This is a genomic window from Labrenzia sp. 011 (assembly GCF_003075075.1).
Taxonomy (GTDB): domain Bacteria; phylum Pseudomonadota; class Alphaproteobacteria; order Rhizobiales; family Stappiaceae; genus Roseibium.
Map to the genome: position 1 here is coordinate 248344 of NZ_QCYM01000004.1, position 23712 is coordinate 272055.

Below are 23712 nucleotides of genomic sequence, written 5' to 3' on the forward strand. Positions count from 1 at the left end.
GTCCTTACAGCACTGTATTGCGCAAAAGCCCGCAACCTTCGTGTTTCGACAGATGCTGAAGACGCGGGCGGCTATCTGGGAGGAGAAGTCATGGCGAGCAGGTATCACGACGTCTATCAGGGCTGGAAGGACGATCCGCTGGGGTTCTGGAAGGACGCCGCCTCGGAAATCGACTGGATCTCGACGACCGACCGGGTCTTCGATCCCGATCAGGGGCAGTACGGGCGCTGGTATCCGGACTGGGAATGCAATACCTGCTACAACTGCCTCGACCGGCATGTGGAACGCGGACGGCCCGGCCAGCCCGCGCTGATCTATGACAGCCCGATCACCGGGAAGACCGCAACCTATACCTATTCGGAACTGCTGGAAGAGGTCGAGGCGCTGGCCTGCGTTCTGGCCGACATGGGGCTCGTGAAGGGCGACAGGGCAATCCTCTACATGCCGATGACACCGCAGGCGGTGATGGCGATGCTTGCCTGCGCACGTCTGGGAGTCATCCATTCGGTGGTTTTCGGCGGTTTTGCGGCGCACGAACTGGCGACCCGTATCGACGACGCGGCGCCGAAAGCGATCATCGCGTCGTCCTGCGGCATCGAGCCGGGCCGGGTGATCGCCTACAAGCCGCTGATCGACGCGGCGATCGAGCAGGCGCGGCACAAGCCGGAATGCTGTCTCGTGTTCCAGCGCGAGCAACTTGCCGCCAGCCTGGTGGAGGGCCGCGACCACGATCTCACCGTCCTGCAGGACGCGGCGAAATCCGCCGGCAGGCGAATTGCCCCGGTGGCGGTCAAGGCCACCGACCCGCTCTATATCCTCTATACCTCCGGCACGACCGGCGAGCCGAAAGGCGTCGTGCGGGACAATGGCGGCCATATGGTCGCGCTCAAATGGTCGATGAGCAATCTCTACGACATCCAGCCCGGGGAAGTTTTCTGGGCGGCGTCCGATGTGGGCTGGGTGGTCGGTCATTCCTATATCTGCTACGCGCCGCTTCTGCATGGCTGTACGACCATCGTGTTCGAGGGCAAGCCCGTGGGCACACCCGATGCGGGTGTCTTCTGGCGGGTGATCTCCGACCACGATGTGGTGTCGCTCTTCACGGCGCCGACCGCCTTCCGGGCCATCCGCAAGGAGGATCCCAAGGGCGAGCTGATGAAGAAATACGACCTGTCCCGGTACCGGTCGCTGTTCCTGGCGGGGGAGCGCGCGGACCCGGACACCGTCAACTGGGCGATCGAGAAACTGCAGGTGCCGGTCATTGACCACTGGTGGCAGACGGAAACCGGCTGGTGCATCGTCGGCAACCCGCTTGGCCTCGGGCAATTGCCGGTCAAGCCCGGATCGCCCACGGTGCCAATGCCCGGTTACGACGTCCAGGTCCTTGACGATGCGGGCCATCCGCTGGGCACGAACACGCTGGGCAATATCGTGATAAAACTTCCGTTGCCACCGGGCGCCCTGCCGACGCTCTGGAATGCCGACAAGCGGTTCTTCGATTCCTATCTGGCGGAATTCCCGGGTTACTACAAGACGTCCGACGCCGGGGTGATCGATGACGACGGATATCTGTCGATCATGGCGCGGACGGACGACATCATCAATGTGGCCGGCCACCGGCTGTCCACCGGCGGGATGGAGGAGGTTCTGGCGACCCATCCCGATGTCGCGGAATGTGCTGTGATCGGCATTGCGGACAAGCTGAAAGGCCAGTTGCCCTGCGGCTTCGTGGTGCTCAAATCCGGTGTGGAGCGGTCGGAGGAGGAGATCGAGAAGGAGCTGGTCAAACTGGTGCGCGACCAGATCGGGCCCGTGGCCGCCTTCAAGATCGCGATCACCGTGGAGCGGCTTCCCAAGACCCGGTCCGGCAAGATCCTGCGCGGCACCATGCGCCAGATCGCCGACGGCCAGGACTACAAGATGCCCGCGACAATTGACGACCCGGCAATCCTGGACGAGATCTGCGAAGCGTTGAAAACACACGGCATTTCCGTTTGATAAACCGGAATGCCGGCGGAGGTGCCGCAAAACGGCCATCGACAGCGCCGGTTTTGCGACTTAATGTCGGGCCGCCGCGAAGCGGCCCGCGTATCTGACGCGGTGCGATTTTACTCAAGCAGCCGTGAGGATTTCCGTGTCTTTGGAAAACAAGGTCGCCATCGTAACCGGCGCAGCCCGTGGAATCGGGTTCGCCATTGCCAAGCGTTTCGTCATGGACGGCGCGAAGGTCGTGATCGCCGATGTGGACGATGAAGCCGGCGAAGCAGCGGTCGGGGATCTGAAGTCCCTGGGCGAAGCGATGTATATTCACTGCAATGTCGCCGAACGTCTGGACGTGCGCAACATGGTCGCCGAGACCCTGAACGCCCATGGCGATATCGACGTGCTGGTCAACAACGCCGGTATCGTGGCCGGCGCCGACTTCCTCGATCTGGAGGAAGAGGATTTCGACCGGGTTCTCTCCGTCAACCTCAAGGGTGCCTTCCTGTGCTCCCAGGCGGTGGCCCGTCATATGGTCGAGAAGGTGCAGGGCGGCGGAACGCCGGGCTGCATCATCAACATGTCTTCGATCAACTCGGTTCTGGCGATTCCGAATCAGATTCCCTACTGCGTCTCCAAGGGCGGCCTGTCGCAGTTGACCAAGGCAACCTCGCTCTCTCTGGCGCCGCACGGCATCCGGGTCAACGCGATCGGTCCGGGATCAATCATGACCGACATGCTGGCCTCGGTGAACGCGGATCCGGCGGCGAAAAACCGCATCATGTCCCGCACGCCGATGCTGCGGATCGGCGATCCTGCCGAAATCGCCGGCGTTGCCGCCTTCCTGGCTTCCGAGGATGCCGGCTATGTGACCGGACAGACGATCTTTGCCGACGGCGGCCGTCTGCCGCTGAACTATACGGTCGCCGTGCCTGAGGACGACTGATCGCCGGCTGATTTATCCTCCTCCCTTCGCGGGAGGAGGCGCCGGGCGCGGATTGCTTGCAGCCGGACTTGGTCCGGCGCTTCATGCGGTGACAGAGCCCGGCATGAGGGCTGTCCGGCTCTTTCCGCGAAACGCTTCTGTACCGCCTGCGCTCAGGCCGTATCTTCGTCCGCGTTGAATTGCAGGCGGGCGAGTTTGGCATACAGACCGCCGGCGGCGCTGAGTTCGGCGTGGGTTCCGGTCTCGACGATCCGCCCTTCCTCCATCACGACGATCCGGTCGGCTTTGAGTACGGTCGCAAGCCGGTGGGCGATCACCAGCGTGGTACGGTCGGCCATCAGCCGGTCGAGGGCCTGCTGCACCAGGTTCTCGCTTTCCGCATCGAGGGCGCTGGTGGCCTCGTCCAGAAGCAGCACAGGCGCACTCTTGAGAACGGCCCGGGCGATGGCAATGCGCTGGCGCTGGCCGCCCGACAGGGTTATGCCGCGTTCACCCACAAGGGTGTCGTAGCCGTTGGTCATGGTGTCAATGAAGGGCGCGGCAAGGGCTGCCCGAGCGGCCTCGATGATATCCTGTCTGGTGGCGTCCGGCCGGCCATAGGCGATGTTTTCCGCAATGCTCGTCCCGAAGATGGCCGTGTCCTGCGGAACCAGGGCAATGTGCCTGCGCAGGTCTTCCGGGTCCAGCTGCCTGATATCCACGCCGTTCAGGCAAATGCGTCCGGCTGTCGGGTCGTAATAGCGCATCAGCAGGCTGAAGAGTGTGGATTTTCCCGCGCCGGACGGGCCGACCACCGCCACGGTCTCGCCCGGCGAAACCGTGAGGGCAAGATTGGTGAGGACGGGCAGATCCCGGCTGTTTTCATAGGCGAAGGAAACCCGGTCGAAGGTGATTTCCCCCCTCGGCGTCTCGGGAAGCGGGACCGGATCGGCGGGAGCGGCGATTTCCGGTTCGATCTCCAGAAGCTCGGACAGGCGTTCGGCGGCGCCGGCGGCCTGGGAAAGTTCGCCCCAGACTTCGGACAGGGCGGCGAGGGAGCCGGCGGCCAGAATGGAATAGAGCAGGAACTGGCTCAGTTCCCCGCCGGTGATGCGGCCCGAGAAGACGTCGCTCGCGCCGATCCACAGAACCGCGACAATGCTGGCGCCGATGACAAAGATCGCAAAACCCGTCAGCGCGGCCCGGGCCATGATCGCCTGGCGCGCGGCCTGAAAGGCGGCCTCGACAGCGGCCCGGTAGCGATCGGCGCTGCGGCGCTCATGGGTGAAGGCCTGGAGGGTCCGCACGGCGCCGAGCATTTCGCCGGCAAAGGCGGAAGCGTCCGCGAGCGTGTCCTGGGCGAAGCGGGATCTCTTGCGCACCTGCCGCCCGAATCCCAGGATGGGCACGAGAATGACCGGAATGGCCGCAAGGACAATGACCGAGAGCCGGGGGCTGGTGACCACCATCATCACCGAGGCGCCGGCGAACATGATCAGGTTGCGCATGGCCAGCGAGGCGCTTGCGCCGAAGGCGGACTTGATCTGTGTGGTGTCCGCGGTCAGGCGGGAGAGGATTTCCCCGGATTTCGCACTGTCGTAAAAGGAGGGGCTGAGGTGGGTCAGATGGGCAAAGACATCCGAGCGCACGTCGCTCACCACACGCTCCCCGAGCCACATCACCAGGAAATAGCGGATGGAACTGGCCATCGCCAGGGCGCAGACGACCCCGAGCAGGACGGCGAAGTAGGAATTGACCAGGGCGGGATCATCGGCCCCGAAGCCGAAATCGATCATCCGGCGGACGGCGGCGGGCAGGACCAGGGTGATGACAGCCGCCGAAAACAACGCGAAAACCGCGGCCGTCACGACGCCCTTGTGTTTCAGCAGGTAGGGCAGAAGCCGGGTCAGGGGCTTGAGAGACTTGCGGGATGAACCGGTCCGGGGATTTGCGTCAGAAGTTTGGGCGTCGGCCAAGAGGATCTCCTCGTCGTTTGCGACCGTCTTTAGCATGTTCAGCGGCGGGCTCAATGGCCCAGATCAAGTTTGCCGCAGGATCGCCTTGCGGCAGCTCCGGGGCGGCCCGGAGCCGTTCCGGATTCCTCGGGAAAGGCCGGGACGGCAATGCTGGATTTTGCCTCTTGTCTTGCTCGTCCCCTTGGGGTATATCCCCGCCACATGTTTCTGAGGGCGGCGTCCGCATCCGGATCGGCGGCCCTTTATCTCGTTTGCGCTGGCGTTGCGGCTTTTATGGCAAGACGCTACGAGGCGCCTGAAAGGACCGGCCATGAAAGCGGATATTCATCCCGACTACCACACCATCAAGGTCGTCATGACCGATGGCACCGAATTCACCACCCGCTCCACCTATGGTGCGGAAGGCGATACCCTGCAGCTCGACATCGACCCGACGTCGCACCCGGCATGGACCGGCGGCGACCGTCAGCTGATGGACCGTGGCGGCCGCGTATCCCGCTTCAAGAACAAGTTTGCCGGTTTCCTGGGCTCCTGATCAGCCCATCAAGACCGTCCTGCTTTCGAAACCCGGCCTCTGGCCGGGTTTTTTGTTTGGCGGGTGCCTGCCGGTGCCTGAGCATGGCGCGTTGACTTGAATTGGGGAAATCGCCTGAACGCATTTGCGATGCAAAGATTGCCTCGGGCGTCTTTCTGAATCCATGAAACCGCTTAAACGCGACACGCTCCAGGTGTCCCTTGCCGATTTGGCCAATCAAAAAAGCCGCCCGGAGGCGGCTTTCTGGACACGGAAAATCCGGGGTGGGATCAGGCAAGCTTGCCGAAAGCGGCGTGAAGCTGGTTGATCTGCGAGGCGACCGGATTGTCGTTGTTGGCTTCCTCGGAAATCTCCACCTCTTCCTTGCGGTAGAGCATCCTGTCGAGGTGGACCACGCGTTCCTGCAGGCGGGTGGAGCGTTCGACCAGATCGCGCAGGGTCGCGGGAAGCTCGTCCCAGGTCGGGCCGCCCGTGGCGCTGCTCAGCTTGTCGAGGCGAACCTTGTTCTTGTCGCTGCCGGCCTGTTCGCGGGACATCTCGCCCTCGTTGACCGCACGCTGCAGCAATAGCCAGGAGGCGAGCTGCATCAGCCGGGTCGTCAGGCGCATGGATTCAGTGGCATAGGCGAGAGAGGCGGGCCGCGGAAGCTGCTTGGCTTCCTCGCGTCCTTCTCCGTCCAGATACATGGCCGTTTCCTCGACCAGTGACATGCCTTCCTGAAACAGGCTCTGGAAGTTGTCGGAACTGGCCAGGTGATGTGCGATATGCACCGTTTCAACAGAACCGCCGGCTTTTTTCATGTCTTCCGTCATTGGATTACTGCGCCTCAATTGCTCTTCCGGTTGACCCAGCATCTCTTCTGAAACTGACCCAGGATAAAACATCCCGGGGCAATGTGTTCCTTTTTGGAACGATGCAGGTCTTCATGCCATTTACTGAGCAATCCGTGTGCCATTTACAAAGGCAAACGGCCCTTAACCAGAACAGTCACAGTGTACTATGAGGCTGCGGCAAAAAAAAGAGCCGCGGGAAGGCGGCTCTGAGTCATTAACAGGGAGGCGTCAAACAGAGTGGACAGGAGCCACTCAAATCCAGATGACTGGATGTATAAATTTATAATTTGGAAAGATTAACAAGAGGTAAATAAGTTAATTTTTACCTGACCGGTTTACCTTGAGGGGAGGTGACGGGTTGCCTTTATTTCAGTTTTTACAGAAATTTACGTAGTTATTTCTGAAAAATGGAGTTGGCGGCATTGCGAATATTCCCGCGTTGCTCCAGCTCCTGCCGGGTGCGGTTAATTTCCCCGGTCAGCGCGCCAATCCGCTCCGCGAGGTCACTCTCCGACAGGCAGGACAAATCGTCCCCTACGGCAATCGTGCCCGGGGCGGATTTTTTTGGGACATCCTCATCGAACAGGCCCATTGTCTCTTTCCTTCAGGCGTGACAGACGAATTCGGTCCGTTCCGCTTGTCTGATCCGCTTTTATTCAAATAGGTTCATGGCGAATTTACCATAGGCCAGGCACAGATCGCCTAGCCAGTCCCAAAATGAACCAGAAGGAGGGACCCTCCATGCAGAATCTGCCTGACAGCATGGCCGCGGTGGCGATATCGAGACCGGGCGGTCCGGAAGTGCTCGTGCTGGAGAACCGCCCGGTGCCGGAGCCGGGGCCGGGGGAAATCCTGATCCGGGTCGCCGCCGCCGGTGTGAACCGTCCCGACGTCCTGCAGCGCATGGGGGCCTATCCGCCGCCGAAGGGGGCGTCCGACCTTCCCGGGCTGGAGGTTGCCGGCGAGGTTGTGGCCTGCGGCGAGGGCGCCGGACGTCATGCGATCGGCGACGCGGTCGCGGCCCTGTGTCCGGGAGGCGGCTACGCGGGTTACTGCAAGGTGGCGCAAGGCCATGCGCTGCCGGTTCCGAAAGGTCTCTCGATGACGGAAGCCGCAGCGCTGCCGGAAACATTCTTTACGGTCTGGAGCAATGTGTTCGACCGGAGCGGGCTGAAAAGCGGAGAGCGTTTCCTGGTGCATGGCGGCACGTCCGGTATCGGCACGACCGCGATCCAGCTCGCGAAGGCCTTCGGAGCGGAGGTTTTCACGACGGTCGGATCGCCGGAAAAGGCGGAGGCGGTGCGCAAGCTCGGCGCCGACCATGTCATCAACTACCGGGATGAGGCGTTCGAAAAGGTCATCCTGGAGGTTACGAACGGCGAGGGCGTCGATGTGATCCTGGACATGGTGGGCGGCGACTATGTGGAGCGGAACTGGAAAGCGGCCGCCGTGGAAGGGCGGATCTGCCAGATCGCAACGCTGAACGGTGTGTCCGAGAAGGTAAATTTCTCCCGGCTGATGGTCAAAAGGCTGACCCATACCGGGAGCACGCTCCGGCCGCGCAGCGATGCCTTCAAGACCGCGATCGCCGAGGCGCTGGAAGCCCGCGTCTGGCCGCTGATCGAATCGGGGAAAATCCGTCCGGTGATGGATTCGACCTTTCCCCTGACCGAAGCGGCCGAGGCGCATCGGCGGATGGAAAGCTCTGGCCATATTGGCAAAATCGTCCTGACCGTGGAAGGCTGACTTTCCATCCGGAGCGGGCAGAATCACCGGAATGCAAGTCGATTGCGTTTCGGCAGGTTTTCTCCTATATTCCGGCTGCTTCCCTTGAAATGGAAATAGAACATCGCTTTTTCGTCCCGCCGGGCGAGGGAGCAGACGAGAGGAATTTATCCGATGGCGAACACGCCGCTTATGCCGAAGGCAACCGCCGTCTGGCTTGTCGACAATACCGCGTTGAGCTTCACCCAGATTGCCGCATTCTGCAGGCTTCATCCTCTGGAAGTGAAGGCGATTGCCGATGGCGAAGCCGCACAGGGTATCAAGGGGCTCGATCCGGTCCTGACGGGTCAGCTGTCCCGCGAGGAACTGGAAAAGGCGCAGGCCGATCCGAACTATCAGCTGAAACTTCAGGGCTCGAAAGTGGTCGTCCCGGAATCCAAGCGCAAGGGACCGCGTTACACGCCTGTTTCCCGCCGCCAGGACCGCCCGAACGCCATCCTGTGGCTGGTGCGCAACCATCCGGAACTGAAGGACGCGCAGATCATCCGTCTTGTCGGCACCACCAAGCCGACGATTGCGGCGATTCGCGACCGGACCCACTGGAATTCCTCGAGCCTGGTGCCATCCGATCCGGTCACGCTCGGCCTGTGCAGCCAGCTTGAGCTGGATATGGAAGTCGAAAAGGCCGCCAAGAATGCACCGCAGCCGATCGCAGGCGGTCCCGACGATACGCTGATGCCGGTCGAGGATACGACCAGCGAAGACGCTCTCGCCGCGGCCTTCTCCTTCGGCACGAGCAAGCCGATCCAGCGGGAAGAAGAAGAGGTTCTGGACGCCGAAGCGGTCTTCGCGAACCTGGGCATGCCGAAAAAGGCGAGCAGCGAAGAGGAGCCGGCAGACGACGTCGACGTCTTTGCTGCGAGTGAAGAGGGCGAGACCGCCGCTGAAGCTGAAGCTGAGGCAGAGGCTGACGCTGAAGTTGAGGCGAGCGAAGAGGCAGACGTTGAGGCTGCTGCTGACGCAGAAGCAGAAGCAGAAGCAGAAGCAGAAGCAGAAGCAGAAGTCGAAATTGTCGATGAGGCTGTTGCCGACGAAGACGCCAAGGAAAAGTAAGATTTCCTTCGGTTCTGCTGCGAAATATCGAGCCGCCGGCTGGAAGAGCCGGCGGTTTTTTTGTGCCGAAATCCCGGTTTTGCCGATATGCGGCGAAAACGCGTTGCCACGCTGTTGTTCAGGCCATAGTCTGCCCGCCTTTCTGGGAGAACAAAATGTCGAACAAACTGCTCAAACTGGGCTTTTCGCTGGCTCTTGCCCTCGGTGTCACACAGGCGCAGGCTGAAACGCGAATTACCTACAAATCCGCAAAATCCACGTCCTCCTACTACCAGATGGGCGTGCAGATTGCCGAAGCCGTCAAGGCCGGCAGCGACGGCGAGATGATCGTCACCGTCGAGGAAAGCCAGGGCTCCGTCCAGAACGTGATGGAAGCCAAGGCGAGAGGCGGAGACTATGTCTTCACCACGCCGCCGGCTCTCGTGTCGCTGGCCCAGGGCGGCAAGGCGATGTTCGAGGGCAAGGGCGATCCGAAGTTCGATGAGATCCGGGCCCTGTTTCCGATTCCCTCGCTGACCATGCACTTCGTGATGTCCGCCGACAGCGGCGTGACGGATTTTGCCGGCATGGAGGGCAAGACCATCCTGCTGGGCAAGGGATCGTTCGGGGCGAACGAAGGCGCGAAATATCTCAAGCTCTTCGGTCTGGAAGGCAAGGTGGACCTTGCGGAGGTCGAGCTGTCGAATGCGGTGGCAGCCCTGAAGAACGGGCAGATCGACGGCTTCGTGACGGCGGGTTCCTGGCCGGCGCCGAATGTCATCGAGGCGGCAGCGTCCTCGGATGTTCATGTGCTTTCCCTCGACGACGACCAGATCGCGAAGACAAAGCGTGCGAAACTGGTCATTCCGGCGGGTACCTATGCGGGGCAGGACGCGGATATCGTGACCACCTCGCTGCCGGTCGCAGCCTATGCGACCACGGCCATGGATGAGGATACCGCCTATATGCTGACCAAGACGTTCTGGGAGCAGAAGGCCGGGATGGGCGCGGATGCACCGTGGTGGAACGGCGTGGACCAGTCCCTGATGGCCAATATCACCGGCAAGCTGCACCCCGGTGCGGTCCGCTACTACAAGGAAGCCGGGATCGAACTCACGGAAGCCCAGCAGTAGGCAAAACCCCGTGGGGGTGAAACCCACCGGCGCGCGGCCGTCAGCAGTTGCTGCCGGCTCCGCGTGCCGGGTGCCTCCGGGCGGCTGCCGGAAGACGGACCGGCGCTGGCCGCCCTGCAAACCATTTCAATCAGACAAGACAGTCCATGATCCGCAGCACACCTGCAAACACGCCCCTTTGGCGAACGGCGATGATCGTATCGGCCGTCACCCTCGTTGTCTTCCATCTCGGGCTGATCTTTTCCGGGCTGGTTCCCAATCTGGTCAGCCGCCCGCTGCATCTTGCCCTGGCGCTGCCCTGGATTTTCGTCTTCGCGGGCGGGGGACAGATCCGGCGTGTGAGCGGGGCGTTTTTCTGCATTGCGGGAATTGCCGCCTGCCTCTGGGTCGCCGTCAATCAGTCGACGTTGTCCGACCAGTACGGATTTCTCGAGGGCAATTTCCAGCGGGTCATTGCCGTCGTGCTGCTGGGAACCGTCCTGGAAGGGGCGCGCCGTGCCATCGGCTGGCCTTTGCCGGTGGTTGCCGCGCTCGCGCTCGCCTACGGTCTGTTCGGGCGGCACATACCGGGGGAATTCGGACATTCCGGAACACCGGTCGCCAGCTTTCTGGGAACATTGACAATCGCGGAAGGGGGCATCTGGGGAAGTCTGACCGGCGTTTCGGTCAATGTGGTGGCGATTTTCGTGATCTTCGGGGCGGTCCTGAACGCAGGGGAGGCCGGGCAGGGCTTCATGAATGTCGCCGCCGCGGCGGCGGGCCGGCTGAAGGGGGGCGCTGCCAAGGTCTCCGTCCTGTCCTCGGCGCTGTTCGGATCGATCTCCGGATCGGCGTCCGCCAATGTGGCCTCCACCGGCGCGATCACGCTGCCTGCAATGACCCGGCTTGGCTATCCGAAGAGACTGGCCGGTGCTGTCGAGGCGGTGGCCTCCTCGGGCGGGCAGATCATGCCGCCGCTGATGGGGGCCGGGGCCTTCGTCATGGTCGAACTCACCCGGGTTCCCTACATCCAGATCATGGCAGCCGCGCTGCTTCCCGCCGTTTTGTATTTCTTCGCCGTGTGGGTGGGAATCAATGCCTATGCGCGCCGTTTCGACCTTGCCTCGATCGCACGGGAAGACCAGCCGCGGCTGAGGCAGGTCGCCATCACCTCGGCGTTTTTCCTGGTGCCGTTTGCAGTGCTGCTCTACGGGATGTTCGTTGCCCGCTATACGCCGCAATACGCGGCCTGCATTGCTATCCTGGCCGGTTTCGTTCTTCTCTTTTTCAATGCCGGCGGCACCTTCGACCGCCGGGAGATCCTTCGCCGCCTGGAAGAAGCGGTCGTGAACGCGGCGCGTCAGGTTTCGGTCATTGCGGCGATCATCGTCTGCGCGTCGATCATCATCGGCGTTCTGGCGATTACAGGGCTGGGAGTGAAGATCACCTCGCTGATCCTGTCCGGCTCGGGCGGCTATCTGTGGCCGTCGCTGTTTCTGACGGCGCTGGCCTGTCTCGTTCTGGGCATGGAGGTGCCGACGACCGCCGCCTACGTCATATGCGTGTCCGTCGCCGGTCCCGCGCTGATGCAGCAGGGGCTGGAGCCGTTGCAGGCGCATCTCTTCGTGTTCTGGTTCGCCTTGCTCTCGACCATCACGCCGCCGGTGTGCGGTGCGGTCTTCATCGCAGCGGGCATGGTGGGGGAAAACTGGCTCAAGGTCGCGCTGACGGCCATGGCGCTGGGGATCGGTCTTTATGTCATTCCGCTCGCGATGATCGCCAATCCGTCCGTCATCGCATTGGCGGCGTCGCCGGTTGCCGCGATCGTGTCCGCCGTGAAAATCGGCGTCGGGCTCGGGCTCATGTCCTTCGGCATTATCGGCTACAGAAAATTCTGGCAGCAGCTGCTCGCGACGGGCGGCGGTCTCGCCGTGATCTTCGTCGGCGGAAACCTGATATAAGCACGGCGCAACACGGAGCCGGCGACATGCGGGCTGTGTCAGTCGCCGTCCGTCCGGCATAGTGGGAAGGGACGCTGTTCGGCGATGGCTTCCATCGCGAAGTAGGAAGTGACGTTTTCCAGCTCCACCTGCGAAATGAGACGCTGGTAGATCGCGTCGTAGCTGGTCATGTCGCGTGTCACCACCTTGATGAGGTAGTCATAGTCCCCTCCGATCCGGTAGAAGTCGACCACATTGGGAATGGATGATACATGCTCCCGGAACGTCGCCAGCCAGCTGGAGGAATGATGCCGGGTGCGGATCATCATGATGACCACGAGGCCGGCGCCCAGTTTTTCCCGGTTCAGCAACACCGTCTGGTTGCGGATGGCTCCCGCCGCTTCCAGCGCCTTCAGGCGTCGCCAGCAGGCGTTCTGGGACAGGCCGATATTGTCCGCCAGTTCCCGCTGGGACTGGGCCGCATTTCGCTGAAGTTCTTCCAGAATACGGCAATCTATTTGATCTAGTTTTATCATATATTTCCGTTCGTATGACCCAATTTACCGGTGGTATGGCCAAAAAACTGTGATGAATTCACTCTGTTTGAATGTCAAGATTGCATGCATGAACGACAGAATACAAGCCATCGAACCGGAAACAGCCGCTGCGTGCCAGGGGAGCGTTCTGGACGCATTCCGGGACACCTTGCGTGTCTCTGATCTTGTCGAGGCGCTGCGGGACGGCCTGATCGGCGAGGATGCCCTGGTGCCGGGTCTCGATGGTCCGAAGAGACTCGTCTATGCGGATTACGTCGCCTCGGGCCGGGCGCTGAGCCAGATCGAGGACTTCATCCGCGACCAGGTGCTGCCCTATTACGCCAACAGTCACACACAGGCGTCTTATTGTGGCGCCTTTGTTACCCGGTTGCGCTCCCGGGTCCGGGCGGAGATCGCCCGCATTACCGGCGCCGGCGAGGGGTATTCGGTCGTCTTCACGGGATCGGGCTCGACCGCCGGACTGAACCGGATCGTCATGCTTCTGGACATACCCCGGATCGTTGCATCCGGCGGACGGGCCGTCGTCCTGATCGGTCCCTACGAACATCATTCCAATCTTCTGCCCTGGCGCGAAAGCGGCGCGGAGGTGATCGAGATCGCGGAAGATCCCCGCGGTGGTGTGGATCTGGCCGTTCTCGAAAGCCGTCTTCGCGAGAATGCGGGGGCGGACCTGCTGGTCGGCGCCTTCGGGTCGGCGTCGAATGTCACCGGCATACTGACCGACGACATTTCTGTCACGCGGATGCTGAAGAAGCACGGCGCGCTGGCGATCTGGGACTACGGCTGCTCCGGCCCCTATGTGCCGATGCGCATGGAAGCGGGAACGGATGCGGCCAAGGACGCACTCGTCTTCTCGCCGCACAAGTTTCCGGGCGGTCCGGGCGGATCCGGGGTCATGATTGTCCGGGATGCGGTTGCGCGGCGGCAGACACCGACCCTGCCGGGCGGCGGCACCGTGTCCTTCGTGTCTCCCTGGGATCACATCTATTCCTCCAGCCTGGAGCACCGCGAAGAAGGCGGGACGCCGAATGTCCTGGGAGACATCCGCGCCGGTCTCGCACTGATGGTCAAGGATGCGCTGGACCCGGTCTGGCTGGCCGAGCGTCAGCAGGAGTTGCGCGCCCGGGCGCTGGCGGTCTGGCGGAACAATCCGTATCTCCACCTGCTTGGCCGCGCGGACGCCAGGGCCCTGCCGATATTCTCCTTCCAGGTGCGCGATGCGGCCGGGAATCTGGTTCATCACCAGCTCTTCACGCGGATGCTTTCGGATGTCTACGGAATCCAGGCGCGTGGGGGATGTGCCTGTGCCGGATCCTATGCCCATGCGCTTCTCGATATCGACCGGGAAGCCTCGGCCGGCATCAAAAAGGCGCTCGATGCGGGGGAGGAGATTGAAAAGCCGGGATGGGTCCGGCTAAACTTGTCTCCGCTGATGCGTGATGAGAAAGTGGATTTCGTCATCGCATCGGTGGATCGACTGGCCCGGGAACAGGCGGCTTTTTCCAGGCATTACGTGGCCGACATCTCGAATGGCCGCTTCTCCGCGACGCTCCTCGAAAAGGCCGTGCCCTGAATGTTGAACCCGCTCCGTCACAGCACCTTCCGCTATCTTTTCGCTTCGCAGGTCCTGTCTCTCACGGGCGTGGGGCTGATGACGGCGGGACTGTCGCTGGCGGCCTGGCGGATCGGCGGAGCGAGTCAGGCCGGGCCGATCCTGGGACTGTTCTTCGCCCTCAAGATGATCGCCTATGTCGGGTTTTCCCCCCTGGCCCAGGCCGCGCTGTCGCGCATTCCGCGGTTGCGCGCCCTGATCGGTCTGGATGTGTCGCGGCTGTTGTTCATGGTGCCCCTGGCCCTTGCGTCCTCCTGGTGGGAGATCGCGGTGCTGGCCTTCCTGTTTTTCGCCGTTTCTTCCGCTTTCACGCCGCTGTTTCAGGCAATGATACCCGCCGTTCTGCCGGACAAGGAAACCTATTCGGAGGCGCTGGCTCTCTCCCGGATCGCCTACACGCTGGAAAGCATCCTGACGCCCATTCTCGTCGGGGCGGCGCTGATGTTCATGCATACGGAATATCTTTTCGGTCTTGCCGCGCTGGGGTTCGTCGGATCTGCCGTCTGCATCCTGCTGTCCCGCGCGGGACGCGAAGTGCAGACCCACAATCAGGATCCGTTCCTGACGCGTGCGGTGCGCGGGTTGTGGATCTATGCCCGCACGCCCCGGCTGCGGGGTCTGTTCGTCCTGAATTTCGGCCTTTCCCTGGTCATGGCCTGGATCCTGGTCAATACCATCGTCTATGCCGGATCGCGATTTGAAGATGCCGAACGGGTCTATCCCTGGCTGATGGGGGGATATGGCGTGGGGGCTGCTCTCATGGCCTTCGTTCTGCCGTCCCTGCTGCGCAACTTTCCCGAGCGGCAGGTCATGGCGGCTGGGACGTTCATTTTTGCCGTGTTTTCGCCCCTGATCCTGCTGGAGCCAACCCTGCCGGAACTGGTGGTGCTCTGGGGCGCGTTCGGCGCCGCCTGTACGTTGACGCTGACGCCGGGCGGCCTGGTGCTGACGCGCTCGGCGTCCGACGCCGACCGGCCGGCAGTGTTCGCGGCGCAATTTTCGCTTTCTCACGCGGGCTGGCTGGTGGCCTATCCGCTTGCCGGCTGGATGGGGGCAGCCTTCGCACCTGCATCGGCCCTGATCATGCTGGCGATCCTGGCGTCCCTCGTGACAATCGCCGGTCTCGCGGTGTGGCCGGCAAAGGATCCGGACCTGCGCGAGCACAGTCACCCGGATCTGCCGCCGGACCACCCGCATATCGTGAGCGCCCACCGGGGCGTCCATGCCCACCCCTTTTACATCGACGAACTGCATCCGCGCTGGGATGCCTGAGAAGACCGCTTTACGGGTATTGAAGGATTGACTGATGTCTGAATCGAGTTCCACGTTTCCCCTGGATGGCGCCGGCCTGACAGTTCTGGAAGACCGGCTGCGGGAAAACCTGGAATATCTGTGCTGGCCGGGGAAATCCTGGGTGCCGCCGAAACAGGCGGACGGGGAACCGGTGAACGATGTGGTCATCATCGGCGGCGGCATGTGCGGCATGGTGGCCTGGCTGGCCCTGCGTACCGGCGGCGTCTCCGGCGTCCGGGTTTTCGACCGCAATCCGCAAGGCCTCGAGGGACCGTGGCTGAACTATGCCCGGATGGAAACGCTGCGTTCTCCCAAGACGCTGACCGGCCCCGCCTTCGGTCACGGCATGCTCACCTTCCAGGCCTGGTACAGGGCGCAATTCGGCACGAAGGCCTGGGAAGAGCTGGACAAGGCTCCCCGTCCCATGTGGATGGACTATCTGAAATGGTACCGCAAGGTTCTCGACATTCCGGTTGAAAACGGCGTGTCCCTGGACCGTGTGGAGCCGGAGGGCGATCTTCTGCGCCTGCATCTGACGGGGGCGGAGACGGCCTCCATCCTGGCGCGCAAGCTTGTGATGGCAACGGGCCGGGACGGCACCGGTGTTCCCAACATCCCGGGTTTCATGGAAGGGATTTCCCGTAAATACTGGGCTCACAGCTCGGACGAAATCGATTTCGCCGCGCTCAAGGGGAAAAAGGTGGCGGTCGTCGGTGTCGGCGCCTCGGCAGTGGACAATGCGGCGGAGGCACTCGAGCATGGGGCCGGCGAAGTGCGCCATCTGGTCCGGCGCAAGGAGATGCCCACCATCAACAAGATGATGGGCATCGGCAGCTACGGGTTCACGGCCGGTTACGGTGCCATGCCGGACGAATGGCGCTGGCGCTTCATGAACTATTCCTTTGTCACCCAGACCCCGCCGCCGCGCGGCTCGACCCTGAGGGTCTCCCGCCATGACAACGCCCATTTCCATTTCGACATGCCAGTGCGGAAGGTGGAGGAAACCGGCAGCGGCCTGAAACTGAGCCTTGGCGAGACGTCCGTCTATCACGCGGATTATCTCATCCTCGGCACCGGCTTTTCCGTCGATCCCATGGCGCGTTCCGAATTCGGTCCCGCGGCCGGAGAGATCGCTCTCTGGCGCGATGTCTATCAGCCGCCTTCCGGAGAGGAGAACCGGGACCTCGGGCTGTTTCCCTATCTGAACCAGGACTTCACCTTCCGGGAAAAGACGCTCGGAAACGCTCCCTGGCTGTCCAATGTCTATTGCTTCAACTACGGCGCCACGGCGAGCCTCGGCAAGGTTTCCGGCGATATTCCGGGCATTTCGGAAGGGGCGGCCTGGCTGGCCAGATCCATTGCGGCCGGACTTTATTGCGAGGACATCGGAGCGCATTGGCAGGCCTTCCTGGATTATGAGACACCCGAGCTGACCGGCGACGAATGGACGCCGACCGCCTTGCCCCAACAGGAACCGGAAGCCGCAGAGGCCGTATCGTGAGCAGTGAAACATTGACCGGAAACACTCTTGTGGACCTGTCGGACATAGCGGCGGGAAGTCCTGTGGCCGCGGCCATGGAGGGGCGTGCCAACATCATCGCCTTGTCCGGAACGACCGAGGAAGCGGTTCTCAAGCCTCAGGAGACGGGGGCGTGGTCGCATGACGTGCGCGCGGCGCTTGCCGCCCGCATCGCGGCGCTGAATGGCGAAACCGCACTGGCGGACCGCTATTGCGCGCTGATTGCCGATGCAGGCATCGCCGATCTTGCGGATCCTCTCAGCTCCGGCAAGGGGCAGGGGCTGGAAACGGTCTGCGACTTTATGGACAAGGTGGCGGTGCAGACACGCGATGTCGATGCGCGTGATATCAGGTCTCTGCAGGAGGCCGGCATTTCCGATGCGGATATCGTCCGGCTTTGCGAGATCAATGCCTTCATGGCCTATCAGGTGCGCGTACTGGCCGGGATCCGGCTGATGAAGGAGGGGCGGGCATGAGCGATGTCATCCGCAAGTTCACCCGTACCGTTCCCGACTGGCGGCCGAGGGTCGCGCCGATCAGGCTGGAGGATGCGACGCCGGAGCAGCTCGAAGCGCTTCAGGTGACGCCGTCCAACACGAAGATTTCCGCCTATGTGCTGACCCTGGCCCATGACGTGGAGACCCTGAAGGTGCGCTCGCCGCTGTTCAACGGCATCATGTACGACAAGGGTGGTCTTTCCCGCGAGGAACGCGAGCTTGGCGCCCTGGCGGCCTCGATGGTCAATCACTGCATCTATTGCGCTGCGGTCCATGCCGGCCGTCACGCCCAGATCGCCAAGGACACTTCCGTCACCGACGAACTCTTCGCCAAGGGGACGAAAGCCGAACTATCTCCGCGCGACCGGGCGATCTTCGACTTCGCTCATGCATTGTCCCAGACGCCGTCCGAGGCAAGCGCGGAGCAGATGTCGGCGCTGCGCGACGCAGGACTGGACGAAGCGGAAATTCTCGATCTCATCCTGTCCGCATCGCTGTTCGGCTGGGCCAACAGGCTGATGCATGTTCTCGGCGACCCGGTGCGGAAAGGCGGTGCATGATGAAGGACGGTCCGTTGAAAGTCGGCATAGCAGGCGCGGGATCGATCGCGTTCGCAACGGCGGCGCTGCTGCATCAGATGGGGCATGCCCCGATGCTCTGGTCGCCGTCGGGCGCGGGAACCGAGGGACTGCGTGCAGGCGGCGCGCTCAGGGCGACGGGGGCGATCGAGACCACCTTCACACCGGCGCTTGCCGGAGACGCCTGTGAACTGGCATCGGAATGTGACGTGATCGTCCTGGCAATCCCGGGCTATGGGCACAAGGCCGTCATGGACAGCCTGATCCCTTGCCTGCGCGCCGGCCAGCCGGTCATCATTTCCTCGCACGCATCCTTCGGCGCGCTCTATCTGGCCGACCAGCTGAAGGCGAGGGGCATCGATCTTCCGGTCACGGCATGGGGCACCACGGTGGTGACCGGCCGCAAACAGGCCCCGGATCATGTCCAGGTCAACACCGTGCGGTCGCTTGTCGACCTGTGTACGGTTCCTGCGGCGGAAAGCGACGCGGGCAAGGCCCTGTGCGAGCAGCTCTTCGGCGAGCGCTTCAATCTTCGCGACGGTCTGCTGGCGATCACGCTTTCCAATCTCAATCCCCAGAACCATATGGGCATCGCGCTTGCCAATGCCACCCGGATGGAAAAGGGCGAGACCTGGGGACAGGGGGAGCATGTGACGCCGAATGTCGGGCGCCTGCTGGAAGCGCTTGACCGGGAACGGCTTGCCATCGCGGACAAGCTCGGCCTGCCGGTCCGTACCATCTTCGAGCATTTCCATCTGTCGTTCCACGTGCCGGTGGCGTCCATCAGCGAGATGAACCAGCAGATGCACGAACTGGGCCGCGGCGGCATGGGGCCGGCAACGGCAGACAGCCGCTATGTGACCGAAGACGTGCCCTTCGGACTGGCGGTTACGGTCGCATTGGGGCGAATGTCCGGTTGTCCGGCCGTGCTGCACCAGGCGGGAGTTGAAATTTTTTCGGCCATGTACGGACGAGACTTTTTTGGTGAGAATGACCTGCTTCCGGCCATCGGCCTGGAGCGCATGAATCTGGACGACTTGTGTCAGGCGGCCTCGTCGGGGCGCCTGCCGGAAGGGGGCGGACGGGCCTAGCCCGTTCCGGCCATCAGAGGGGACTGGTCCACAAAACATAAAAGATCATCGCGTGGACAAATAGCGGAGAAACTTCATGACTAAGCTTATACTCAATCGACGGGCTTTCCTTGGCACTGCTGCCGCGACAGGAGCCACCCTGGCTTCTCCGGCGTATCTGCGCCGCTCCTACGCCGCCGGCGGCGAAGTGAACATCTGGACATATGCCAACTTCATTCCGGATGATTTCAAGGAGCAGTTCGAAAGCGAAACCGGGATCAAGGTCAATGTCCGGCTGGTCGATGACCAGGGCAAGCAGTTCAACCTGCTGGCGGCAGAAGCTTCCAGCCCGACCGTTGACATCGTGACGGTCGCGGGCCACCGGTTCCTGCAGTTCATCGACAGCGACCTTCTGGCGCCGATGGACCCGTCCCGCCTGTCGAACTGGGGCAACATGAATCCGGTTTACTCGGAAAGCGACTGGTCGACGATCAACGGCAACAAGTGGGGCGCGCCGATCCTGTCCGGGATGGAAGTCTTCGCCTACAACAGCGAAGTGATCTCACCGGAGGAAGCGACCACCTGGAACACGATCTTCTCCGACAAATATGCCGGCCAGTCGGCCTATGTCCTTCAGGACATGCTGTCCATCGTCATGCTGATGAAGGGCTACGACGGCAACATGGTCGCCTATCTGGACGACCCGGAAAAGGCCGCGGAGATCGTTGCCGAGGCCCGGGACTTCCTGATCGAAAAGAAGCCGCTCGTGCGCAAGTACTATGACGGCGGCGCCGAAGTGCAGCAGATGTTCATCAACCAGGACATCGTCATGGCCTGTGCCTGGAACGGACCGATCGCGGCACTGATGAACGACGACTTCCCGGTCGCCATGTCCATTCCGAAGGAAGGCAGCTACGGCTTCGTCTACACCTACAACATCGCCAACAACGCGCCCAACCAGGACAATGCCTACACCTTCCTGAACGCCATTCTGGCGTCCGGCGAGATCGGTGCGGCCATGAGCCGGGCTTCCGGGTTCATTTCCACCTACAAGGATGCTTCCCAGTATCTTTCGGACGCGGAAAAGGCATCGACCAGCTTCCCGGAAGAGGAACTGGCGAACATGCGGTTCTTCCGGGCGGAAGCCAACGAGCTGAAGTACGGGCTTGTCGATCCGGCGGTGGAAGAGATCAAGGCTGCCTGATCGCTGACCACCGGCCTTCAGGCCTCTGACTGCAAGCGCATCGTCCCGGACGCATTCTCGCAAATGCTCCGGGGCGGGGCTCCGGAAGGGGTGCCGGCCGGAGACGGACCCGTGTTGCCATGCGCGTCGAGGGGCCGCTCTCGGAGGTCGACACATCATCGCGTTTGTCCTTCGCGAGAAGGTGCGGCGCAAACGGCTGCGGCCTGTTTCGAAATCCGGATAGACTACATTCGACCGTGGTCCTGGCAGGGGCCGCTGTCTTGTTCGAGGAAAAAACAATGCCTGGAAAGGTTCAAACCAGCGCTGCGACACTGGCGGGTAAGAGCGGCGCCGTGACCCGGACGGGGGAACGGGACGGACGATCGCTGTGGGGCGTGATCGCTGCGTCGCAGGTCTATCAGGCGTTCTCCAATGCTCTGCTGAGTTCGCCGAGACGCCAGTTCGCCATATTGATCGCGTTTCCGGTGCTCTGGGTGCTGACCCAGCATCTGGGGCCCATGCTGCAGATGCTCTACGTCAGTTTTGTCGAGGCCTATCCGGTCTCGAGCGGCTACGAACAGCAATTCACTCTGGACAACTACGCACGGTTCTTCGGCAGTGCCATCTTCATCATGCCGTTTTTCCGCACGCTTGCCTTTGCCGCCACGCTGACGCTGGCGACGCTTGTACTAACCTATCCGGTTGCCTATTTCCTGGCCCGTCACGTCAAGCGTTCAAACCAGATGATCTTCCTGCTCTTGCTGCTGATCCCGTTCTGGGTCGGGGAGATCGTGCGTACCTATGCCATCATGATCCTGCTGGGCAACAACGGTGCGGTGAATCTGGTGCTCAAGTGGCTCGGTCTGATCGACCGGCCGATTCCCTTCATGTATACGGGCTTCTCACTTTCCGTCGGCATCATCTATCTCAGCGCGCTCTACATGCTGCTGCCGCTTTACTCCGCTCTTGAGAAGCTGCCGCGCAGCTATACGGAAGCGGCGGCGGATCTGGGCGCGGGGCCCTGGGCGCGCTTCTGGAAGGTCACGCTGCCGCTGTCGCTGGAGGGCATCTCCTCCGGTGCGACGCTCGTCTTCCTGATCTCGACCGGATATTACGCGACGCCGGTTCTGCTGGGCGGGCCCTCGACGACAGTCTTCGCGGAAACCATCGCTGGCTTCTTCCACACCGCCGGGGATGAATGGCCGACCGGCGCCGCCTTCGCCTGCCTGATGTTCGTGACGGCCCTGGCGATCAGCCTGGCGTTCGGACAGATGATGAACCGACTGCAGAAGGGAGTGCGCAAATGACCCGCCACACGCGCCTCGTGATGTCGATGATCTATTGGGCCTTCGTCCTGTATATCTTCGTTCCCCTGATCCTCATGGTCACCATGGGCTTCAAGGATTCCAAATTCATCGGCTTTCCGATCCGCTCCTGGACGCTGGACTGGTATCTGGAGGTCTTCGGGGATGCGGAAGTCCTGTCGGCCTTCGGCTATTCCATGCTGATCGGGGTTTCCTCCACGCTCGTGTCCCTTGCCGTGGGGGTCTGGATCGCGGTGCTTCTCAACGGACGCGGCTTCGTCGGCAAGGGGCTCATCTACGGACTGACGCTTCTGCCGGCACTCATCCCGGGCATCATCTCGGCGATTTCCTTCCGCATCTATGCGCAGCTCTGGGGAATCCCGCCGGGAACCGGCGCCATCATCTGGTGTCATGCCGTGCACAATGTGCCCTTCGTGGTGCTGATCGTCGCGGCCCGGCTCGGAACCCTGCCGAAGAGCCATCTCGATGCGGCCCGGGATCTGGGCGCCGATCCGATCATCGCCTTCATGCGGGTCACCTTGCCCTACCTGCGGCCGGCGCTTATCGGTGGCGGCGTCTTCTGCATGCTGATCAGTTTCGACGACTTCGTGCGCTCCTTCTTTCTGGGCGGCTACCAGCCGACGCTTCCGGTGCTCATCTTCGCCAAGCTGCGCTCGGGCATGTCGCCGGAAATCAATGCAATCGCAACCGTGGTCCTGGTTCTGACCGGCCTCCTCGGCATATGGGCGGAACGGACCACGCGCCGGATGAAACAAGGGAAATTACACTCATGACAGACTCCCAAGACAACGGTGCCGGGGAGATCGTTCGCCTGGACGCGATCAACAAGCGCTTCGGCGACACGGAAGCCCTGAAAAGCCTGACCATGTCGATCCGGGAAGGTGAATTCGTCACCTTCCTGGGGCCGTCGGGCTGCGGCAAGTCCACCACCTTGCGTATTCTCGGCGGTTTCGAGACCCCCACCTCCGGGCGGGTCATCGTCAACGGGGAAGACGTGACCAGCCTTCCGCCCAACCGCCGCAAGGTGAACATGGTCTTCCAGGACTATGCGCTGTTCCCGCACATGACGGTCCGGCGCAATATTTCCTTCGGTCTGGAACTCAAGGGGCTGGGCAAGCGGGATATCGCCAAGCGCTGCGACGAGCTGATGGAATTCCTGGAACTCTCGGCCCTCGCCGACCGTCTTCCCGACCAGCTTTCGGGCGGTCAGCGCCAGCGTGTGGCCCTTGCCCGGGCGCTGGCTCCCGACCCGGCGCTTCTGCTGCTGGACGAGCCGCTGGGCGCGCTGGATGCCAAGCTGCGCGGACAGGTCCAGGCGGAACTGAAGTCGATCCAGCGCCGGACGTCGAAGACCTTCTTCTTCGTGACCCATGACCAGGACGAGGCGCTGACCATGTCCGACCGCATCGTCGTCATGAACAACGGGGTGGTGGAACAGGACGGCACGCCGGAGGAGCTTTATTTCCATCCCACGTCGCGCTTCGTTGCCGAATTCGTGGGCGAAACCAATCTGATCGAAGGGCGCGTCGACGCGGTCAGCGGTGCCGACGTTACCCTCGACTGGAAGGGCCTGAAGCTGGCCGGGCGTCCGCCGGTCTCCGGAGGATTGCAGCCCGGCAACCAGGTCGCCGCCTCGATCCGTCTCGAAGGCATGAAGCTCTCCCTCGACAAGCCGGAGGACCAGCCCAATGCGGTTGCCGTGCGGATTGCCGGGCGGACCTTCAAGGGCAGCCGGACCGAACTGGATCTGCGCGCGGAGAACGCGCCCGAATTCGCCATGCGGGCCTATGTGGATACGGCTCTGGCCAACGGTCTGGGCGAGGCGCCTGTCTGGGCCAGCTGGTCGCAGGAAGCCATGGCGGTTCTTCGCGACTGACGGGCACCTCTGTTCAGACGCCCCGCCACGAGCGGTGACGAGCCGCCTCCTGCGGGGCGGCTCGGGTCGTTGGGGCGACCGTGA

General features: G+C 62.4%; 20 protein-coding genes and 1 pseudogene. 17 read left to right on the forward strand and 4 right to left on the reverse strand.

The genetic code is table 11. The features are described from left to right. The first annotated feature begins 90 nt into the window (after nt 1-90). Together DCO57_RS07310 and DCO57_RS07315 are read left to right on the forward strand one after the other, a co-directional pair. Nucleotides 91-1998, forward strand: a complete 1908-nt coding sequence (locus DCO57_RS07310; protein WP_116698201.1) for a propionyl-CoA synthetase — start codon at nt 91-93, stop codon at nt 1996-1998. 136 nt (nt 1999-2134) lie between these two features. Continuing rightward, nucleotides 2135-2926, forward strand: a complete 792-nt coding sequence (locus tag DCO57_RS07315) for a 3-oxoacyl-ACP reductase family protein (RefSeq protein WP_116698202.1) — start codon at nt 2135-2137, stop codon at nt 2924-2926. Nucleotides 2927-3078: 152 nt separating this feature from the next. On the opposite strand, the gene DCO57_RS07320 is transcribed toward DCO57_RS07315, so the two are convergent. Continuing rightward, nucleotides 3079-4881 carry an ABC transporter transmembrane domain-containing protein gene (locus DCO57_RS07320; protein WP_244287897.1) on the reverse strand — a complete coding sequence of 601 codons (1803 nt, stop codon included), beginning with the start codon at nt 4879-4881 and terminating at the stop codon, nt 3079-3081. Nucleotides 4882-5191: 310 nt separating this feature from the next. Between DCO57_RS07320 and rpmE the strand changes: the two genes are divergently transcribed. Further along, complete coding sequence (gene rpmE, locus DCO57_RS07325) at nt 5192-5416, forward strand: 50S ribosomal protein L31 (protein WP_008196026.1); 225 nt, start codon at nt 5192-5194, stop codon at nt 5414-5416. 269 nt (nt 5417-5685) lie between these two features. Here the strand turns inward: rpmE and DCO57_RS07330 are convergent, their stop codons facing one another. Both DCO57_RS07330 and DCO57_RS07335 read right to left on the reverse strand, forming a co-directional pair. Continuing rightward, on the reverse strand, nt 5686-6216 hold the full coding sequence (locus DCO57_RS07330) for a DUF1465 family protein (RefSeq protein WP_165814675.1): 531 nt from the start codon (nt 6214-6216) through the stop codon (nt 5686-5688). A 427-nt stretch (nt 6217-6643) separates the two neighbouring features. Then, entirely contained in the window at nt 6644-6841 is a 198-nt protein-coding gene (locus DCO57_RS07335; RefSeq protein ID WP_116698204.1) for a DUF1192 domain-containing protein, read from the reverse strand. Nucleotides 6842-6990: 149 nt separating this feature from the next. Here DCO57_RS07335 and DCO57_RS07340 point away from each other — a divergent pair, with 149 nt between their 5' ends. The 4 genes and pseudogenes from DCO57_RS07340 (at nt 6991) to DCO57_RS07355 (ending at nt 12139) form a co-directional block, all read left to right on the forward strand. Further along, nucleotides 6991-7995: an NAD(P)H-quinone oxidoreductase gene (locus DCO57_RS07340; protein WP_116698205.1), complete on the forward strand. Its 1005-nt coding sequence runs from the start codon at nt 6991-6993 to the stop codon at nt 7993-7995. Between the two features lie 153 nt (nt 7996-8148). Beyond that, a pseudogene (locus DCO57_RS07345) lies at nt 8149-8829 on the forward strand (cell cycle transcriptional regulator TrcR); the annotation flags it as partial. Between the two features lie 413 nt (nt 8830-9242). Next, nucleotides 9243-10199, forward strand: a complete 957-nt coding sequence (locus tag DCO57_RS07350) for a TAXI family TRAP transporter solute-binding subunit (RefSeq protein ID WP_116698206.1) — start codon at nt 9243-9245, stop codon at nt 10197-10199. 191 nt (nt 10200-10390) lie between these two features. Next, on the forward strand, nt 10391-12139 hold the full coding sequence (locus DCO57_RS07355) for a TRAP transporter fused permease subunit (RefSeq protein ID WP_116698207.1): 1749 nt from the start codon (nt 10391-10393) through the stop codon (nt 12137-12139). 38 nt (nt 12140-12177) lie between these two features. Here DCO57_RS07355 and DCO57_RS07360 read toward each other — a convergent pair whose 3' ends face one another. Further along, entirely contained in the window at nt 12178-12654 is a 477-nt protein-coding gene (locus tag DCO57_RS07360) for an Lrp/AsnC family transcriptional regulator (protein ID WP_116698208.1), read from the reverse strand. Nucleotides 12655-12742: 88 nt separating this feature from the next. On the opposite strand from DCO57_RS07360, the gene DCO57_RS07365 reads away from it, so the two are divergent. The 10 genes from DCO57_RS07365 (at nt 12743) to DCO57_RS07410 (ending at nt 23628) form a co-directional block, all read left to right on the forward strand. Continuing rightward, the gene (locus DCO57_RS07365) at nt 12743-14248 is read left to right on the forward strand and encodes an aminotransferase class V-fold PLP-dependent enzyme (protein ID WP_116698250.1); all 1506 of its coding nucleotides are present in this window, start codon (nt 12743-12745) and stop codon (nt 14246-14248) included. Continuing rightward, complete coding sequence (locus DCO57_RS07370; RefSeq protein ID WP_116698209.1) at nt 14249-15559, forward strand: MFS transporter; 1311 nt, start codon at nt 14249-14251, stop codon at nt 15557-15559. It begins immediately after the preceding gene. 34 nt (nt 15560-15593) lie between these two features. Beyond that, nucleotides 15594-17081 (forward strand): NAD(P)/FAD-dependent oxidoreductase, encoded by a 1488-nt coding sequence (locus tag DCO57_RS07375; RefSeq protein WP_116698210.1) that lies wholly within the window; start codon nt 15594-15596, stop codon nt 17079-17081. Next, nucleotides 17078-17575, forward strand: coding sequence for a hypothetical protein (locus DCO57_RS07380; RefSeq protein WP_244287898.1), 498 nt, complete (start codon nt 17078-17080; stop codon nt 17573-17575). Before DCO57_RS07375 ends, DCO57_RS07380 begins: the two co-directional genes overlap by 4 nt. Continuing rightward, on the forward strand, nt 17572-18156 hold the full coding sequence (locus DCO57_RS07385) for a peroxidase-related enzyme (RefSeq protein ID WP_116698212.1): 585 nt from the start codon (nt 17572-17574) through the stop codon (nt 18154-18156). The genes DCO57_RS07380 and DCO57_RS07385 overlap by 4 nt, the downstream gene beginning before the upstream one ends. 14 nt (nt 18157-18170) lie before the next feature. Beyond that, the gene (locus DCO57_RS07390; RefSeq protein ID WP_208977849.1) at nt 18171-19265 is read left to right on the forward strand and encodes an NAD/NADP-dependent octopine/nopaline dehydrogenase family protein; all 1095 of its coding nucleotides are present in this window, start codon (nt 18171-18173) and stop codon (nt 19263-19265) included. 76 nt (nt 19266-19341) lie between these two features. Continuing rightward, nucleotides 19342-20448 (forward strand): extracellular solute-binding protein, encoded by a 1107-nt coding sequence (locus tag DCO57_RS07395; protein WP_116698213.1) that lies wholly within the window; start codon nt 19342-19344, stop codon nt 20446-20448. Between the two features lie 278 nt (nt 20449-20726). Further along, nucleotides 20727-21734 (forward strand): ABC transporter permease, encoded by a 1008-nt coding sequence (locus tag DCO57_RS07400; protein WP_116698214.1) that lies wholly within the window; start codon nt 20727-20729, stop codon nt 21732-21734. Then, complete coding sequence (locus DCO57_RS07405) at nt 21731-22525, forward strand: ABC transporter permease (protein ID WP_116698215.1); 795 nt, start codon at nt 21731-21733, stop codon at nt 22523-22525. Before DCO57_RS07400 ends, DCO57_RS07405 begins: the two co-directional genes overlap by 4 nt. Then, nucleotides 22522-23628, forward strand: coding sequence for an ABC transporter ATP-binding protein (locus tag DCO57_RS07410; protein WP_116698216.1), 1107 nt, complete (start codon nt 22522-22524; stop codon nt 23626-23628). The genes DCO57_RS07405 and DCO57_RS07410 overlap by 4 nt, the downstream gene beginning before the upstream one ends. The last annotated feature ends 84 nt before the right edge of the window (nt 23629-23712 follow it).

What these genes read in the sequence shown, in the direction of transcription:
- DCO57_RS07310 (WP_116698201.1), top strand. Translation starts at nt 91, where the DNA reads ATGGCGAGCAGGTATCACGACGTCTATCAGGGCTGGAAGGACGATCCG.
- rpmE (WP_008196026.1), top strand. Translation starts at nt 5,192, where the DNA reads ATGAAAGCGGATATTCATCCCGACTACCACACCATCAAGGTCGTCATG.
- DCO57_RS07330 (WP_165814675.1), bottom strand. Translation starts at nt 6,216, where the DNA reads ATGAAAAAAGCCGGCGGTTCTGTTGAAACGGTGCATATCGCACATCAC.
- DCO57_RS07335 (WP_116698204.1), bottom strand. Translation starts at nt 6,841, where the DNA reads ATGGGCCTGTTCGATGAGGATGTCCCAAAAAAATCCGCCCCGGGCACG.
- DCO57_RS07340 (WP_116698205.1), top strand. Translation starts at nt 6,991, where the DNA reads ATGCAGAATCTGCCTGACAGCATGGCCGCGGTGGCGATATCGAGACCG.
- DCO57_RS07350 (WP_116698206.1), top strand. Translation starts at nt 9,243, where the DNA reads ATGTCGAACAAACTGCTCAAACTGGGCTTTTCGCTGGCTCTTGCCCTC.
- DCO57_RS07355 (WP_116698207.1), top strand. Translation starts at nt 10,391, where the DNA reads ATGATCGTATCGGCCGTCACCCTCGTTGTCTTCCATCTCGGGCTGATC.
- DCO57_RS07360 (WP_116698208.1), bottom strand. Translation starts at nt 12,654, where the DNA reads ATGATAAAACTAGATCAAATAGATTGCCGTATTCTGGAAGAACTTCAG.
- DCO57_RS07365 (WP_116698250.1), top strand. Translation starts at nt 12,743, where the DNA reads ATGAACGACAGAATACAAGCCATCGAACCGGAAACAGCCGCTGCGTGC.
- DCO57_RS07370 (WP_116698209.1), top strand. Translation starts at nt 14,249, where the DNA reads ATGTTGAACCCGCTCCGTCACAGCACCTTCCGCTATCTTTTCGCTTCG.
- DCO57_RS07375 (WP_116698210.1), top strand. Translation starts at nt 15,594, where the DNA reads ATGTCTGAATCGAGTTCCACGTTTCCCCTGGATGGCGCCGGCCTGACA.
- DCO57_RS07385 (WP_116698212.1), top strand. Translation starts at nt 17,572, where the DNA reads ATGAGCGATGTCATCCGCAAGTTCACCCGTACCGTTCCCGACTGGCGG.
- DCO57_RS07395 (WP_116698213.1), top strand. Translation starts at nt 19,342, where the DNA reads ATGACTAAGCTTATACTCAATCGACGGGCTTTCCTTGGCACTGCTGCC.
- DCO57_RS07400 (WP_116698214.1), top strand. Translation starts at nt 20,727, where the DNA reads ATGCCTGGAAAGGTTCAAACCAGCGCTGCGACACTGGCGGGTAAGAGC.
- DCO57_RS07405 (WP_116698215.1), top strand. Translation starts at nt 21,731, where the DNA reads ATGACCCGCCACACGCGCCTCGTGATGTCGATGATCTATTGGGCCTTC.
- DCO57_RS07410 (WP_116698216.1), top strand. Translation starts at nt 22,522, where the DNA reads ATGACAGACTCCCAAGACAACGGTGCCGGGGAGATCGTTCGCCTGGAC.